16 protein-coding genes are annotated in these 13325 nt (G+C 61.4%); 9 read left to right on the forward strand and 7 right to left on the reverse strand.

The window, feature by feature from the left end:
• Positions 1-23 precede the first annotated feature (23 nt).
• Together FZ934_RS01970 and thrC are read right to left on the reverse strand one after the other, a co-directional pair.
• Positions 24-1322, reverse strand: coding sequence for a M16 family metallopeptidase (locus tag FZ934_RS01970; RefSeq protein WP_153269688.1), 1299 nt, complete (start codon positions 1320-1322; stop codon positions 24-26).
• Positions 1323-1348: 26 nt separating this feature from the next.
• Positions 1349-2740, reverse strand: a complete 1392-nt coding sequence (gene thrC, locus FZ934_RS01975) for a threonine synthase (protein WP_432443598.1) — start codon at positions 2738-2740, stop codon at positions 1349-1351.
• A 236-nt stretch (positions 2741-2976) separates the two neighbouring features.
• Here thrC and FZ934_RS01980 point away from each other — a divergent pair, with 236 nt between their 5' ends.
• On the forward strand, positions 2977-3618 hold the full coding sequence (locus FZ934_RS01980) for a hypothetical protein (RefSeq protein WP_194273789.1): 642 nt from the start codon (positions 2977-2979) through the stop codon (positions 3616-3618).
• 335 nt (positions 3619-3953) lie between these two features.
• Complete coding sequence (locus FZ934_RS01990) at positions 3954-4868, forward strand: diacylglycerol/lipid kinase family protein (protein ID WP_153269692.1); 915 nt, start codon at positions 3954-3956, stop codon at positions 4866-4868.
• On the opposite strand, the gene FZ934_RS01995 is transcribed toward FZ934_RS01990, so the two are convergent.
• Complete coding sequence (locus FZ934_RS01995; RefSeq protein WP_153269693.1) at positions 4869-5558, reverse strand: HAD family hydrolase; 690 nt, start codon at positions 5556-5558, stop codon at positions 4869-4871.
• 182 nt (positions 5559-5740) lie between these two features.
• Here FZ934_RS01995 and FZ934_RS02000 point away from each other — a divergent pair, with 182 nt between their 5' ends.
• The gene (locus tag FZ934_RS02000) at positions 5741-6400 is read left to right on the forward strand and encodes a GntR family transcriptional regulator (RefSeq protein WP_153269694.1); all 660 of its coding nucleotides are present in this window, start codon (positions 5741-5743) and stop codon (positions 6398-6400) included.
• Positions 6401-6413: 13 nt separating this feature from the next.
• Here the strand turns inward: FZ934_RS02000 and FZ934_RS02005 are convergent, their stop codons facing one another.
• Entirely contained in the window at positions 6414-7100 is a 687-nt protein-coding gene (locus FZ934_RS02005; protein WP_153269695.1) for an ArsR/SmtB family transcription factor, read from the reverse strand.
• Positions 7101-7172: 72 nt separating this feature from the next.
• Here FZ934_RS02005 and FZ934_RS02010 point away from each other — a divergent pair, with 72 nt between their 5' ends.
• The 5 genes from FZ934_RS02010 to FZ934_RS02035 all read left to right on the forward strand — a co-directional run bounded on the left by FZ934_RS02010 (position 7173) and on the right by FZ934_RS02035 (position 10652).
• Positions 7173-7502 carry an NIPSNAP family protein gene (locus FZ934_RS02010; RefSeq protein ID WP_153269696.1) on the forward strand — a complete coding sequence of 110 codons (330 nt, stop codon included), beginning with the start codon at positions 7173-7175 and terminating at the stop codon, positions 7500-7502.
• On the forward strand, positions 7499-7861 hold the full coding sequence (locus FZ934_RS02015; protein WP_153269697.1) for an antibiotic biosynthesis monooxygenase family protein: 363 nt from the start codon (positions 7499-7501) through the stop codon (positions 7859-7861). Before FZ934_RS02010 ends, FZ934_RS02015 begins: the two co-directional genes overlap by 4 nt.
• A gap of 203 nt (positions 7862-8064) precedes the next feature.
• Complete coding sequence (locus FZ934_RS02020; RefSeq protein ID WP_153269698.1) at positions 8065-8460, forward strand: YybH family protein; 396 nt, start codon at positions 8065-8067, stop codon at positions 8458-8460.
• Between the two features lie 187 nt (positions 8461-8647).
• Positions 8648-9778, forward strand: coding sequence for a site-specific DNA-methyltransferase (locus FZ934_RS02025; RefSeq protein ID WP_153269699.1), 1131 nt, complete (start codon positions 8648-8650; stop codon positions 9776-9778).
• A gap of 406 nt (positions 9779-10184) precedes the next feature.
• Positions 10185-10652 (forward strand): DUF6790 family protein, encoded by a 468-nt coding sequence (locus FZ934_RS02035; RefSeq protein WP_153269701.1) that lies wholly within the window; start codon positions 10185-10187, stop codon positions 10650-10652.
• Here FZ934_RS02035 and FZ934_RS02040 read toward each other — a convergent pair.
• The 3 genes from FZ934_RS02040 to mutY are packed head-to-tail and all read right to left on the reverse strand — an operon-like array spanning position 10640 to position 12711.
• On the reverse strand, positions 10640-11005 hold the full coding sequence (locus FZ934_RS02040; RefSeq protein ID WP_153269702.1) for a nuclear transport factor 2 family protein: 366 nt from the start codon (positions 11003-11005) through the stop codon (positions 10640-10642). The two genes, FZ934_RS02035 and FZ934_RS02040, sit on opposite strands and share 13 nt — an antisense overlap.
• A 2-nt stretch (positions 11006-11007) precedes the next feature.
• The gene (locus tag FZ934_RS02045; RefSeq protein WP_153269703.1) at positions 11008-11616 is read right to left on the reverse strand and encodes an HAD family hydrolase; all 609 of its coding nucleotides are present in this window, start codon (positions 11614-11616) and stop codon (positions 11008-11010) included.
• A 3-nt stretch (positions 11617-11619) separates the two neighbouring features.
• On the reverse strand, positions 11620-12711 hold the full coding sequence (gene mutY / locus FZ934_RS02050) for an A/G-specific adenine glycosylase (RefSeq protein ID WP_194273790.1): 1092 nt from the start codon (positions 12709-12711) through the stop codon (positions 11620-11622).
• Between the two features lie 97 nt (positions 12712-12808).
• Here mutY and FZ934_RS02055 point away from each other — a divergent pair, with 97 nt between their 5' ends.
• The gene (locus tag FZ934_RS02055; RefSeq protein WP_153269705.1) at positions 12809-13297 is read left to right on the forward strand and encodes a DUF721 domain-containing protein; all 489 of its coding nucleotides are present in this window, start codon (positions 12809-12811) and stop codon (positions 13295-13297) included.
• Positions 13298-13325 lie beyond the last annotated feature (28 nt).

The raw sequence follows: 13325 nt of genomic DNA on the forward strand, positions 1-13325 counted from the left end.
ACTCCCGGCAGGGTGGATTTGGATCAGACGAGAGCCTGCTTGCCGTGCGGGGCGGGCGAGGAAAGCGACGCGGCGATGTCTTCCATAGGGGCAAGATGCTCCAGTGGCCCGATGGCTGACAGCGTTGGCACGGTGTCGAAGAACAGCCGTCCGGCAAGGTCCGTCAGCCGCTCGACCGTGATGCCTTCCAGGCGCTCCATCATCTCCGGATTGGAGATCGGGCGACCGTAGAGCATCATCTGGCGTGCGATCTGGCCGGCGCGGGCAGCCGGGCTTTCCTGGCCCATCAGCAGCTGCGCGCGGATCTGGGCGCGGGCGCGTTCGATTTCCTTCTGCTCGATCGTCGCTGCCGACTTGTGCAGTTCATCGACGATAACAGGAACGAGCTCGGGCAGGTTTTCGCCGCCGGTGGCGGCATGAATGCCGAATATGCCGGTGTCGGAAAAGCCCCAGTGAAAGGCATAGATCGAGTAGCAGAGGCCGCGAATCTCGCGCACTTCCTGGAACAGCCGCGATGACATGCCGCCGCCGAGGATGTTCGCGAGAATCTGCGAACAGTAGAAGTCGCGGGCGTGATAGGCCTTGCCCTCGAAGCCGAGCAGGATCTGCGCGTCCATCAGATCGCGCGTTTCGCGGATGTTGCCGCCGATGTACTTCGCCGGCTCCATGACGGGTGTTGCCGATGGAGCGGTCGGAAGGCTCGCGAAGCGATCTTCGACCATGCGAACGAACTCGTCGTGCTGGACGGCGCCGGTCGCGACAACGAACATCCGGTCCGTGGTGTAGTTGCGGCTGAGATAGGCGCGAATCTGCTGCGGCGAGAAGGAAAGAACGGTTTCCGGCGTGCCGAGGATAGGCCGCCCGAGCGTCTGGTCGCGATAGGCCGTCTCGGAAAACTTGTCGAAGACGACATCGTCGGGCGTGTCGTTCGCGGCGTTGATTTCCTGCAGGATGACCTGCTTTTCGCGCTCGAGTTCTTCCTCCTCGAACGCTGACTCCGTCAGGATGTCTGCCAGGATATCGACGGCCAGCGGCACGTGATCCTTCAGAACGCGGGCATAGTAGGACGTCGTCTCGGTCGACGTCGCGGCGTTCACTTCGCCGCCGACGTCCTCGATTTCCTCGGCGATCTCCCGTGCCGTGCGGCGTGCCGTACCCTTGAAAGCCATGTGTTCGAGCAGGTGGGCGATGCCATGCTCGTCTTCCGTCTCGTTGCGCGACCCCGATTTGATCCAGACTCCGAGCGCAACACTTTCAAGATGCTGCATGGTCTGTGTGACTACTGTCAGCCCGGATTTGAGCCGGGTGCACTCAACTGTCATTGGCTATCTTTCTGCGCCTGCGTCACTTAGGCCCGGGCATGCTCGCCGATGAAGGTTTCAATGGCTTTGAGCTCCGGCTTAACGATCTGAAAGCGCTCCTCCTTGTGCATCAGATCAGCAAGCCACGTCGGAAGCGCGGGGTCAATACCGGAGGCCGATTTTACGGCGGCGGGGAACTTGGCGGGATGCGCCGTCGCAAGCGTCACCATAGGTGTATTCGGCTTCTCGTGCTTTGCCGCAACGAAAACGCCGATCGCCGAATGCGGATCGAGCAGGTAGCCGGTTTCGGCAAGGGTCTTCTTGATGGTCTGGGCGACCTGCTTCTCGCTTGCGCGGCCTGCGCGGAAGTCCTTCTTGATAAAGGCGAGAGCGTCCTTCGAGATCTCGAAACCGCTCGACTGCTTCAGGCTGTCCATCGCCGCGCGAACCTTCGAGGCATCGCGATCATAGGCTTCGAACAACAGTCGTTCGAAGTTCGAGGAGATCTGGATGTCCATGGACGGCGAGGTCGTGGCCTTGACGGCCTTCATCTCGTAGCGGCCGGTTCTCAGCGTGCGTTCGAGAATGTCGTTCTCGTTGGTGGCAACGACGAGCTTGCCGATCGGCAGGCCCATGCGCTTTGCGCAGTAGCCGGCGAAGATGTCGCCGAAATTGCCCGTCGGCACGGTAAACGAAATCTTGCGATCCGGCCCGCCGAGCGCGATCGCGGTCGTGAAGTAGTAGACGATCTGCGCCATGATGCGCGCCCAGTTGATCGAGTTGACGCCGGAGAGGCGGACGCGATCGCGGAACGGCGCGTCGTTGAACATCGCTTTGACGAGGTTCTGGCAGTCGTCGAAGTTGCCTTCGACGGCAAGCGCGTGGACGTTGGAAGCGGTCGAGGTCGTCATCTGGCGCTGCTGCACCGGCGAGACCTTGCCATGCGGGAAGAGAATGAAGATGTCGGTGCGTTCGCGGCCGGCAAAGGCATCGATAGCCGCGCCGCCGGTGTCGCCGGAGGTTGCGCCAACGATCGTTGCGCGTTCGCCGCGCTTTTCCAGCGCGTAGTCCATAAGGCGGGCGAGCAGCTGCATCGCGACATCCTTGAACGCCAGCGTCGTGCCGTGGAAGAGCTCCATGACGAAGCTGTTAGGACCGGTCTGCACGAGCGGGGCGATCGCCGGGTGACGGAAGGTGCCGTAGGCCTCATCGATCATCGTGCGGAAGGTGTCGTCGGGAATCTCGCCGTTGGTGAAGGGCGACAGGATCGCGAAGGCGATATCCTGGTAGCTCTTGCCGCGAAGCGCGCGGATCTCTTTCTTCGAGAAATGCGGCCATTTGCGTGGCACATACAGGCCGCCATCGCGCGCCAGACCCGTCAGCAATGCATCGCAGAAACCGAGGGAAGGGGCTTCGCCGCGGGTCGAGATATAATCCACTGTCGTCATCCTTGATGTGCCGGCCGGAGAAAGTCCGGGTTTGAGGGAAGGTATGCCTCGCGCCGCATCTCGCTTGTTTTGCCGGCTGTCGCCCGCGATCCCGAAATGTGCATCAAAACGGTTCTTACCCAATCGATTTTTGTTTGCGCCGCTGATATAGACCATCGCAAACTGTCACGAAAGGCCCGGTTTCAAAGTCATGGGCCTGCCAGAAACTTTCTAAAGAGGGTGGAATAATCGTGCTTGGCAAGGTCTCGCGTCTCATCGTTTCGGTATCCGTCGCCGCCGTGCTGGCGGGGTGCAATTCGCTCGGAACGGGCGGCGGGGACAACAAGGCCGCCGCTTCGTCCGGAACCGGGCAGATCATGCCGATGGCGCCGGCCAATCCTTCCTCGAACGATCCGTCGATCGGCACCGCAACGACCGCTTCCGGCAGCACGGCTCCGGTGGTTCAGGGCGCTTGCCCGCAAATCTTCATGAAGGATGCCGATGCGGTTTTCCGCACCTACGCCGGTGGCGCGAAGACGGGTGATGCCCAGAAGCTCGCCTATCAGGCTTCGATTGGCGACTATACCCGCCAGTGCACCTTAAACGACACCAACCTCACCATGACCATCGTTGCACAGCTCCGCGTTCTCGCTGGCCCTGCCGGCACCGGCGGCAAGATCAACCTGCCGGTTCGAATCACGGTTCTCGACGGCGAAGACGCGCTCTATTCCGAGGTCACGAACTTCCCGGCCGAAGTCTCGTCCAGCGCAGCGACGCAGGTCCTGTTCCGCAAGGACGGCATCAAGCTGCCGGTCGGCTCGGGCGCGCTGGTGCGCGTCAATATCGGCTTTGACCAGGGCGCTCCGAAGGGCATGAAGAAAAAGAAGTAATCCTTCTTCTTCCTCTGATCCTGCGCCATGCGTGTTCAATTGCGGACGCGGAGAGCAGAGCCTTTCCGGGTTATATTGAACCATTCTGCCGGAGCGGGTTTTCGACAGGGCAAAGGCGATTGGCGAAGGGCATACCCCTTGGTACGTCCGAGCCGATCGCCTTTGATCCTTGGCGGAAAGATGCCCGGCCCTTCGGGTTGGCTGAAACGGGCCGCCTGATCGACCGGCCGGCTTGGCCGTATGCGTTGGCTACGACGCGCGCCAGCCGGTCGACCAACCGACTCCGTTTGAGCCAACAGAATGGTTCAATATAACCCGGAAAGGCTCTAAACGGCTTGAAAATCGGAATCGTTCTTAACGCTGCATCGGGACGTGGTAAGGCAGGCTTATGGCCCGCTGTGCGACGCGCTTTTGCTGCGCGAGGAGACGAGCTCGATATTCGCGAAACCACGGGGTCCGGAGATGCCGAGCGGCTCGGCAAGGCGCTCGCCGGGGGCGCCGATGTTGTGGTTGCCGTCGGCGGCGACGGGACGATCGGCGAAACGCTTGGCGGCGTGTTGAAATCGGCTCGCCCCGAGACGCCGTTCTCCTTCATCGCCACCGGAACGGGATGCGATTTCGCCCGCAATTTTCAGGCCTTGCGCGATCCCGAACATGTTGTGGAGCAGCTGACATCGGCGGGTATTCGCCGGATCGATGCCGGCCTGCTGACATGTGACGATGGCGACGGCGATACGGTCCGGCGGCATTTCGCCAATATCGCGAGCTTCGGCGTTTCCGGTCGCATCGTGCGTGCCGTCAACGCCGCTCGAAAGGGGCGGAGCCTGCCGGGTTCCCTGGTGTTCTTCTGGCACAGCGTGACACAGGTCCTTCGCTACCAGCCGTGCGAAATCCGCCTTCGGCTCGATGGCGAAGATGTCTTCGAGGGAGCGATCACGACGGTTGTGGTGGCGAATGGTGCCTGGTTTGGTGGCGGCATGAAGGTAGCGCCACGGGCAGATGTGGCTGACGGTGTCTTCGACGTCGTGATCATCAGGGCCGCATCACGCTTGAAGGTGCTGACGCTGATGAACAGCATCTACAGCGGCGCCCATGTCCGGAATCCGCTCGTCAGCATGCATCGGGCGCGCTTGGTCGAGGCATGGCCGATCGGCAAGTCGCCGGCGCTGATCGACAGCGATGGCGAAGCGCCGGGGCAGCTCCCGGCAAGCTTCGAGGTGCTGCCGGGCGCGGTATCTCTCAGGCTCTGATCAGAGAGCGCCTTCCCATTCGGCGAGCGCAGCCACGACGCCCGGCAGGTCGGTCATGCGGGAAATGACGGTCTCGGCCCCTGCATCCGTCAGCTTGTCGGCATGCGAGGGATAGCTGTGGGACGCGCCCGTAAATCCGATGACGCGCATGCCGGCCGCACGAGCCGCTTGTACGCCATGAACCGAGTCTTCGACGACGACGCTTCTCGATGGCGAAACGCCCATCTGCTTGGCGCCGTGCAGGAAGATATCGGGCTTCGGCTTGACGCGATCGGCGCCCAGATCCTTTGCCGAGAAGATATGCGGATCGAAGAGCGACTTCAGCCGCACCTTGCCGAGCATCATCGCAAGGCGCTGGCTGCTTGAGTTGGAGCAGATGCAGCGCTTCAGATTGATGCGCGAAAGCGCCGACTGGACGCCTGCGATCGCCTGGACGTCTCTTTCCAGACGCATGTCCAGGAGCTTCTCGGATTTGTCGAGCAACGTAGCCGAAAGCGGGATGTTGGCCTCGCGTTCGACCTGGAAGAGGATGTTCTGCCAGGTCATGCCGGCGAAGCGCTCGCCCATCTCCTCGACGCTGATCGGATAGCCTGCTTCCGTCAGCAGGGCCGACTCAACCTGTGCGGCGATAATCTCTGAATCGACGAGAACGCCGTCGCAGTCGAAAATAATGAGGTCGAAGCCGTCCATATACTCACGCCTTGTTTGGGATGATGCCGCTTTACATGATGACACGGCGAAGCTCAACCGGAATGCCCGCATGGCTGGATTGCACCACCGGGCAGGCTGGGCCTTCGTCCTGCCAAAATTTGCGCTTTGCGCCGCGCCTCTGATGCCTCGACAACCTCATCGTGTGTCTCTAAGGGATGGTTATGGGCAAGGAACCTGAAGACACGATCGCAAGCCGCATCAGCCGCGTCCTGGCCGACAGGATCGTTCGCGGCGAACTTGGTGCCGGACTGCGGCTGCGCCAGGATCATATCGCCGAGGAATTTGGCACCAGCCACGTGCCGGTGCGCGAGGCTTTCCGGCGCCTGGAAGCGCAGGGGTTGGCGATCAGCGAACCGCGCCGCGGTGTCCGGGTGGCTTCGTTCGATCTAAAGGAAGTGCGCGAAGTGGCCGAGATGCGCGCCGCTCTGGAGGTTCTGGCCCTGCGCCATGCAGCGCCCCATCTGACGCCGGCGATCCTCGATTCAGCCGAGCAGGCAGCAAGGGAGGGCGATGCGACCGCCGATGTTCACGCCTGGGAGGAAGCAAACCGCCGCTTCCACCGCATCATTCTGTCTCCATGCAACATGCAGCGGCTGCTGACGGCGATCGACGATCTCCATGCGGCGAGCGCGCGTTTTCTCTTTTCGGCCTGGCGTTCCGGCTGGGAAAAGCGCACCGATCACGATCACCGGGCAATCCTGATGGCTTTGCGGCAGGGCCGGACGGACGACGCCGCCGCGATCCTGGAAAAGCACGTCCAATGGATCGGCCGCGCACCGCGCTCCGGTCCGACCCGGGAAGCCTTCGCCATCGTTGGCTAAGGAAGAGCCGCGCTCAGGAAACGGCCGGGAAAAGCGCCAGGAACTGCCGCTCGCCTTCTGGCGAAAAGACCACCGAGCGGCTTCCCGCGGTGCGATGCGCCCATCCTTTTTCGAAGAAGCTCGACAAGAGCGCCTTGCCGAGACTGCCGGCGAGATGCGCGCGCCGCTCGCTCCAATCGAGACAGGAGCGGCAGAGCGGCCGGCGCGATGATCTGAGATCGCTGACGTCGATCCCCATGGGTTGAAGCTGGCTTTCGCCGGCCGGTGTAAGTGCCAACCCGTCACCGACCGCATCGATCGCGCCTCGAGCGACGAGGCTGTCCAGCATCCGCACACCGTAGTCGCCGGCGAGATGGTCGTAACAGATACGCGCCTTGCGGAGCGCCGGTTCCTTCGGGCCGGGCCGATGGCGCAGATGACCACGCCCGGCCGCAAAGCCCATGATGCTTTCGAGCAGCTTCCCGACACTCTCGTCGGCGAGCGCGAAATACCGGTGTCGTCCCTGCTTGCGCTGAACGAGAAGCTGTCCCGCCTCGAGTTTGGCGAGGTGCGCGCTTGCCGTCTGCAGCGTGACGCCGCCGGCTCCCGCAAGCTCGGTCGCGGTCAACGCTTTGCCGCCCATCAGCGCGGTCAGCATGTTGGCGCGAGCCGGATCGCCGATCAGCGCCCCGATCTGGGCTATGTCAGGTCCTTCTTTCATACTTCGATCGTAACCGAAGCATTGTCGTCAGGCAACGTGCGAAAACAGTCTCCAGACAACAAGGAGACAACAATGCTGACCTGCTTCATCCGCTACGAGATCGATCCGTTCAGGAAGGACGCCTTCATCGAATACGCCCGCAACTGGGGACAGGCGATCCCGCGCAACGGTGCCGACCTGATCGGCTATTTCGCCCCACATGAGGGTTCGGCGACGACTGCCTACGGCGTCTACAACATCGAAAGCCTCGCCGCCTACGAGGCCTACCGCACGCGCCTTGCCGCCGATCCGCTCGGCCGCGAGAACTACGAATTTGCCAAACGCGAGCGCTTCATCCTCAAGGAGGACCGCATCTTCCTGACGAACGCATCCCTTCCTCACGCAAAGCTGGTGCTGCCATGATTGCCGTCATCTTCGAGGTCCTGCCTTACCTCGGCGAACGCCACACATATCTCGATCTTGCCGGCGAACTACGGGCGGATCTGGAGAAGATCGATGGCTTCATCTCCATCGAGCGCTTCGAGAGCCTCACCGTCAGGGGCAAGCTGCTGTCGCTGTCATTCTGGCGTGATGAGGACGCCGTGAAGGAATGGCGCAACCTCGAGGCTCACCGCGCCGCCCAATCCGCCGGCCGCAATGGCATCTTCGCGGACTACCGGCTACGGATCGGCCATATCGTTCGCGACTATGGCATGAAGGAGAGGGCGCAAGCGCCGGAGGATAGCCGCAAGGTGCATGATCGCGCCGGTGTCGGACATTGACGGCCTTTCCGGTAGACAAGCCTTATCGGCGATTTATAACATCTCCGCATGGAAAACCTGTCCGCATCCGCTTCGCTGATTATTATCGCCGTCCAATCAACGGTGGGTTAGCGCGCGTCCGGGATTTCCGAACTGCAACCCGCCCATGGAGGCGGGTTTTTTATGTCTGTCTCCGGGCATCGCTATCGACAAAGGAGACACCCATGTCATCACATCCGCTCAAGGCGCTGATCGAAGCGGCCGACCGTGCCATCGGCGCCGAGGATTTCGACGCGCTGATGGAGTTTTATGCCGAGGATGCAACGCTCGTCGTCAAGCCGGGCCTGATCGCCTCGGGCAAGGAGCAGATCCGCCGCGCCTTCGTCGCCATTGCCGAATACTTTGATCACAGTATCGTCGTCACGCAGGGCGATATGCAGGTTATCGAGGGTGCGGATACGGCCTTGGTGGTCATGGAAACCGTGCTGCAAACGAGCGGCAAGGACGACATGCCCGCGTCGATCACGCGGCGCGCGACCTATGTTTTCAGGCGCGACACCTCGGGAAAATGGCTCTGCGTCATCGATAATTCCTACGGCACCGACCTCCTGAATTCCTGAATCGATACTTCACGACGGCAGCCCCTGTGGCTGCCGTCTACGTCTGCACAGGTCTCGTAAAACTACGGCGCACTCAGGCGGGCTCGATTTTTTTCCCGAAATCGATCGGCGGTTCAGGCTTTGGTAACCAAGATGGGTAACCATAACAGACAGTAAAAAGCGTAATTGTGTATGAGCGAGTTTCCAGATGGCGTCAGTATTTCCGCTTGCCGATCTCAAGGCCTCCGCAAAGCCGGGCTCCTGGATCGACACGATCATCAAGGGCGATTGCGTTGCTGCCCTTGAAGCCCTCCCGACCCATTCCGTAGACGTCATTTTCGCCGATCCGCCCTATAACCTGCAGCTCGGCGGCAACCTGCATCGTCCCGATCAGTCGTTGGTCGACGCGGTCGATGACGAGTGGGATCAGTTCGCTTCCTTCGAGGCCTACGACGCCTTTACCCGCGCCTGGCTGCTCGCCTGCCGTCGTGTCCTGAAACCAACCGGCACGCTCTGGGTCATCGGCTCCTATCACAACATTTTCCGCGTTGGCGCCACGTTGCAGGACCTGAACTTCTGGATCCTCAACGACATCGTCTGGCGCAAGACCAACCCGATGCCGAACTTCAAGGGCCGTCGGTTCCAGAACGCGCATGAGACGATGATCTGGGCGAGCCCGAACGCCAAGGCAAAGGGTTACACCTTCAATTACGATGCCATGAAGGCGGCGAACGACGATGTGCAGATGCGCTCCGACTGGCTGTTCCCGATCTGCAGCGGCGGCGAGCGCCTGAAGGGCGACGACGGCAAAAAGGTGCATCCGACGCAGAAGCCGGAAGCCTTGCTTGCCCGCGTCATCATGGCCTCGTCGAAGCCAGGCGACATCATCCTCGACCCGTTCTTCGGCTCGGGCACGACGGGCGCCGTCGCCAAGCGTCTCGGCCGCCACTTCGTCGGCATCGAGCGCGAACAGGATTATATCGATGCGGCCTCGGCCCGTATCGAGGCGGTCGAGCCGCTCGGCAAGGCTGAACTGACGGTGATGACCGGCAAGAAGCAGGAAGTCCGCGTGGCCTTCAACGTGCTGGTCGAAAGCGGTCTGATCAAGCCCGGCCAGGTGCTGACCGATGCGCGCCGTCGCTACAGCGCGATCGTTCGCGCTGATGGCACCGTCGCCTCCGGCGGCGAGGCCGGTTCGATTCATCGCCTTGGAGCAAAGGTCCAGGGTCTTGATGCATGCAACGGATGGACATTCTGGCACTTCGACGACGGGCAATCCCTGCGCCCGATCGACGAACTCAGGTCCGTGATCCGCAGTGATCTGGCAAAGGCGGAATGACGCGCGCCTCGACCTGATCGAGACTGCCTTCTTCCGGTTTTTGTACCTCCAGTTGCGGAAGAAGGCACGATGCCCGGGGATTAACGTCCCCGGGCATCATAATTTCTAGCTTATGTTTGTTCGGCGCGTTGCGAATGGCTCAATGCCAGAAGAACAGGATGATCAGGATCAGCGGGATCGGAACACCCAGCAGCCACAGTAGAATACCTCTACCCATCGTAACCTCCCGCCGGCTTTGCCGGCTTTTTGTTTCATTTTGGCCGCGATCGCGCGGTTGAGATAAAAACAGCGGGGAGCGCTGATTGTTCCGCGCACGCGATTTCGATCTTTGTCGATTTTGCTCGCGCATGAGCGCAGTTACATGCCATCAATCGGCATCGATGATCCGAAGAGGCACTGAAACGCCATGTATCTTGCGATCATACTGCTGTTGATGCTTGTTCTGCCACTGGGCTCGATTGTTGCCGAGATGGCATTGGGTACAGGCGCCGATCTCGTCTTTCTGATCGGAAAGTGGTTCGTCTTCTGGGGCATGGGGCTGCGCTTGCTTGTCGCCAGCCTGAAGCAGATCTTCAATCCGGCCTTCACCGCCGAGACGATCTTCGGCATCACCGACCACAAGGCCCAGTCACTGGTGCAGGAGATCGGTTTTGGAAACCTGTCGCTCGGGATGCTCGGCGTGCTCAGCATCGTCGAGCCGCGGTGGATCGTGCCGGCAGCGATCACCGGCAGCCTGTTTTACGGGCTCGCCGGTATCAAGCATCTGCTGGAGCCGGGGAGAAACAGGTCGCGGAACATTGCAATGATCTCCGACCTGTGGCTCGCACTGGTGCTGCTGTTCTATCTCTCCGCAACGTTCTTTCAGAACGCCTGATAGTCCTTCACCTCGACGTGGGTCACACGGCCGTCTTCGTTGAAGGTGAGCGTCTCTTCGCCTTCCCGCACCAGGGGCTTGCCCGTCTTGCTGTGCGTTGCGCGAACCGACCATACGGCGCGGGCCGCGTTCGGGCTGACCTTCTCGACCAGCGTGTCGATCGCCGTCTGGTCAGGATAGTCGTCGAAGTACTTGCGGAAGGCGAGCATGATCTCGTCTCGCCCCGAAAGGCTTCCGACGCCCTTCGAGACATAAGTCGCGTCTTCCGCGAAATAGTTCTCGATCGTCTCGAAATCGAGCGCGTTGACCGCGCCGTGGAAACGCTTGAGTTCCTCAACCGGATCGAATGCCATGATCAGAGCCTCACGCCGCGTGCTACAAGATCGGCGCGCAGCTTGTCCGCGCCAGTGAAGAGAACCGCATCCCAGCCGGCTGCCTTCGCGCCCTCGACGTTTGCGGGCGCGTCGTCGATGAAGATCGTCGCTGCCGGGTCGAGATCGAAGCTCTTGGCATGGGTTTCGTAGATTGCGATATCAGGCTTGATCAGGCCGATATCGCCGGAAACGGTGACGCCGCGTGGCTTGCTCAGGAACGGAAAGCGCGCCTGCGCCTCGCGGAACGTATCGGATGCGAAGTTAGTCAGCATCGTCACGTCCTGGCCGTCGGCGATCAGGCCCTCCATGATGGCGACGCTGTCGTCGTAGGAATGCGAGACCATTTCGTGCCAGTGCTTGCGGAAGGCGCGGATGTGTTCTTCGCGGTCCGGATGTGCCTCGAGCAAAAGCGCTTCGGCATCGGCCCAGCTGCGGCCGCGGTCCTGCTCGAGATTCCAGTCGTGGGTGCAGACATTGTCGAAGAACCACTTGCGTTCGGCCTCATCGGGGATCAGGCGGCCGAACGGAATATTCGGATCGTAATGGATGAGAACTTTTCCGATATCGAAAACAATATGCTCGATGGGCATCGATTAATCCTTGGAATGTTTGAACGCGAGCGGGATAGCCGCGGTGATTGCTTTTTTCATGACGGTCGGCAAGGCCTGCGAGTCAAGATTTGTAACCGGCTCCCACCAACCGTTATCCACTTGAATTTGCGAAGGGATCGCGACGCGATGGATGGAAAGCCTGAGCTCGAAATGGGTGAAGACATGAGTGATTGTCCCGCAAGGCTCCCAACCGGCCGGAAACGGCGCCGCGTCAGCTGATGTCTCGCCATCCTGCCGCGCCGTCCAGTGGGTCGTCGGCACCTCGGTCATCCCGCCGAGCAGGCCGCTCTCGATGCGCCGCCGCAGCAGAACCTCGCCATCAGCGGTGACAGCGATAAAGGCTGCGCCCTGGCGGATCGGCTTTTCCTTCTTGGCTGCCTTGACCGGGAAATGCTCGGGATCGTGCAGGCGCAGCGCCTCGCAGGATCCGTTGAACGGACAGAGCGCGCAGGCGGGCCGCTTCGGCGTGCAGATCGTCGCGCCGAGATCCATCATAGCCTGCGCGAAGTCGCCCGGCCGATCCTTCGGCGTCAGAAGAGCAACCTTCTGCTTCATCAATGGCTTGGCTGCGGGCAGGGGTGTCGCGATCGCGTAGAGCCGCGAGATCACCCGCTCGACATTGCCATCCATCACGGCCGCCTGCCGGTTGAAGGCGATCGCGGCCACCGCGGCCGCCGTATAGTCGCCGATGCCTGGAAGCGACTTCAGCCCGTCCTCGGTATCCGGAAAGATGCCATCGTGGTCGCGCGCCACCGCCTCGGCGCATTTCTTCAGGTTGCGGGCACGGGCGTAATATCCAAGGCCGGCCCAGGCAGCCATGACGTCATCGCTCGGAGCATCGGCGAGATCCCGCACGGTCGGCCAGCGCGCCAGGAAATTGGCGAAATAGGGTTTCACCGCCGGTACCGTCGTCTGCTGCAGCATCACCTCGGAGAGCCAGACGCGGTAGGGATCGGCCTTGATGCCGCGCGCAGCCATGGGCGGCGAAACCCGCCAGGGCAGGTCGCGATGGTGCCGGTCGTACCAGTCAAGAAGGGGCTTGGCGGCGGGCGCGTCCAGTGTCGTCGATGTCATCATTTGCCGTCTTGAGGGGAAGTGCCCTATACTTGGCGAAGCAATGCCGCGCGATCAAGGCAGTGGTGCCTGAAGGCAGCGCGTTATGAAGGTTTCGATGAGTTATCCACGCAAAGGTGAAAAGCAGATCTCCGAATTGACCAATCGGTTGATCGATCCGGTGCTCGCAAAGCGCGCCGGCATCAATACGGCGTTGCTCGGTTCGTGGGATGAAATCGCCGGCGAGGAGTTTGCCGATTGCACCCGTCCGGAAAAGATCGCCTGGGCGAGGGGCAATGATGATGGCGGCTTTCGTCCGGGTGTCCTCACCATTGCCTGCGAAGGCGCACGCGCATTGTTTCTGACGCATGCGCAGGGTGAACTGATCCAGCGCGTCAACAGCTTCTTCGGCTTTGCCGCCGTCCATCAGATCCGCATCGTCCAGAAGCCCGTCTATCAGGCGGCAAAGCGCTCGCGCACACCGCCGCCGCTGAAGGGGGCAGCGGCCGCGAAGCTTGAGGACATGATGGAGGGGATCGAGGGCGAAAAGCTGCGTGAGGCGGTCAAGCGTCTCGGAACGGCGGTCTTGGGAAAGCGCGGGCGCTGATCCCTTGCAGGCCAACCTTTCCGCAATT

Source organism: Rhizobium grahamii (genome assembly GCF_009498215.1).
In the GTDB taxonomy this organism is placed as follows: Bacteria; Pseudomonadota; Alphaproteobacteria; order Rhizobiales; family Rhizobiaceae; genus Rhizobium; species Rhizobium grahamii_A.

Bases quoted from the DNA above. Each gene is read 5' to 3' on its own strand.
- FZ934_RS01970 (WP_153269688.1), bottom strand. From the start codon at position 1,322: ATGACAGTTGAGTGCACCCGGCTCAAATCCGGGCTGACAGTAGTCACA.
- FZ934_RS01995 (WP_153269693.1), bottom strand. From the start codon at position 5,558: ATGGACGGCTTCGACCTCATTATTTTCGACTGCGACGGCGTTCTCGTC.
- FZ934_RS02000 (WP_153269694.1), top strand. From the start codon at position 5,741: ATGGGCAAGGAACCTGAAGACACGATCGCAAGCCGCATCAGCCGCGTC.
- FZ934_RS02005 (WP_153269695.1), bottom strand. From the start codon at position 7,100: ATGAAAGAAGGACCTGACATAGCCCAGATCGGGGCGCTGATCGGCGAT.
- FZ934_RS02010 (WP_153269696.1), top strand. From the start codon at position 7,173: ATGCTGACCTGCTTCATCCGCTACGAGATCGATCCGTTCAGGAAGGAC.
- FZ934_RS02015 (WP_153269697.1), top strand. From the start codon at position 7,499: ATGATTGCCGTCATCTTCGAGGTCCTGCCTTACCTCGGCGAACGCCAC.
- FZ934_RS02020 (WP_153269698.1), top strand. From the start codon at position 8,065: ATGTCATCACATCCGCTCAAGGCGCTGATCGAAGCGGCCGACCGTGCC.
- FZ934_RS02025 (WP_153269699.1), top strand. From the start codon at position 8,648: ATGGCGTCAGTATTTCCGCTTGCCGATCTCAAGGCCTCCGCAAAGCCG.
- FZ934_RS02035 (WP_153269701.1), top strand. From the start codon at position 10,185: ATGTATCTTGCGATCATACTGCTGTTGATGCTTGTTCTGCCACTGGGC.
- FZ934_RS02040 (WP_153269702.1), bottom strand. From the start codon at position 11,005: ATGGCATTCGATCCGGTTGAGGAACTCAAGCGTTTCCACGGCGCGGTC.
- FZ934_RS02045 (WP_153269703.1), bottom strand. From the start codon at position 11,616: ATGCCCATCGAGCATATTGTTTTCGATATCGGAAAAGTTCTCATCCAT.
- mutY (WP_194273790.1), bottom strand. From the start codon at position 12,711: ATGACATCGACGACACTGGACGCGCCCGCCGCCAAGCCCCTTCTTGAC.
- FZ934_RS02055 (WP_153269705.1), top strand. From the start codon at position 12,809: ATGAGTTATCCACGCAAAGGTGAAAAGCAGATCTCCGAATTGACCAAT.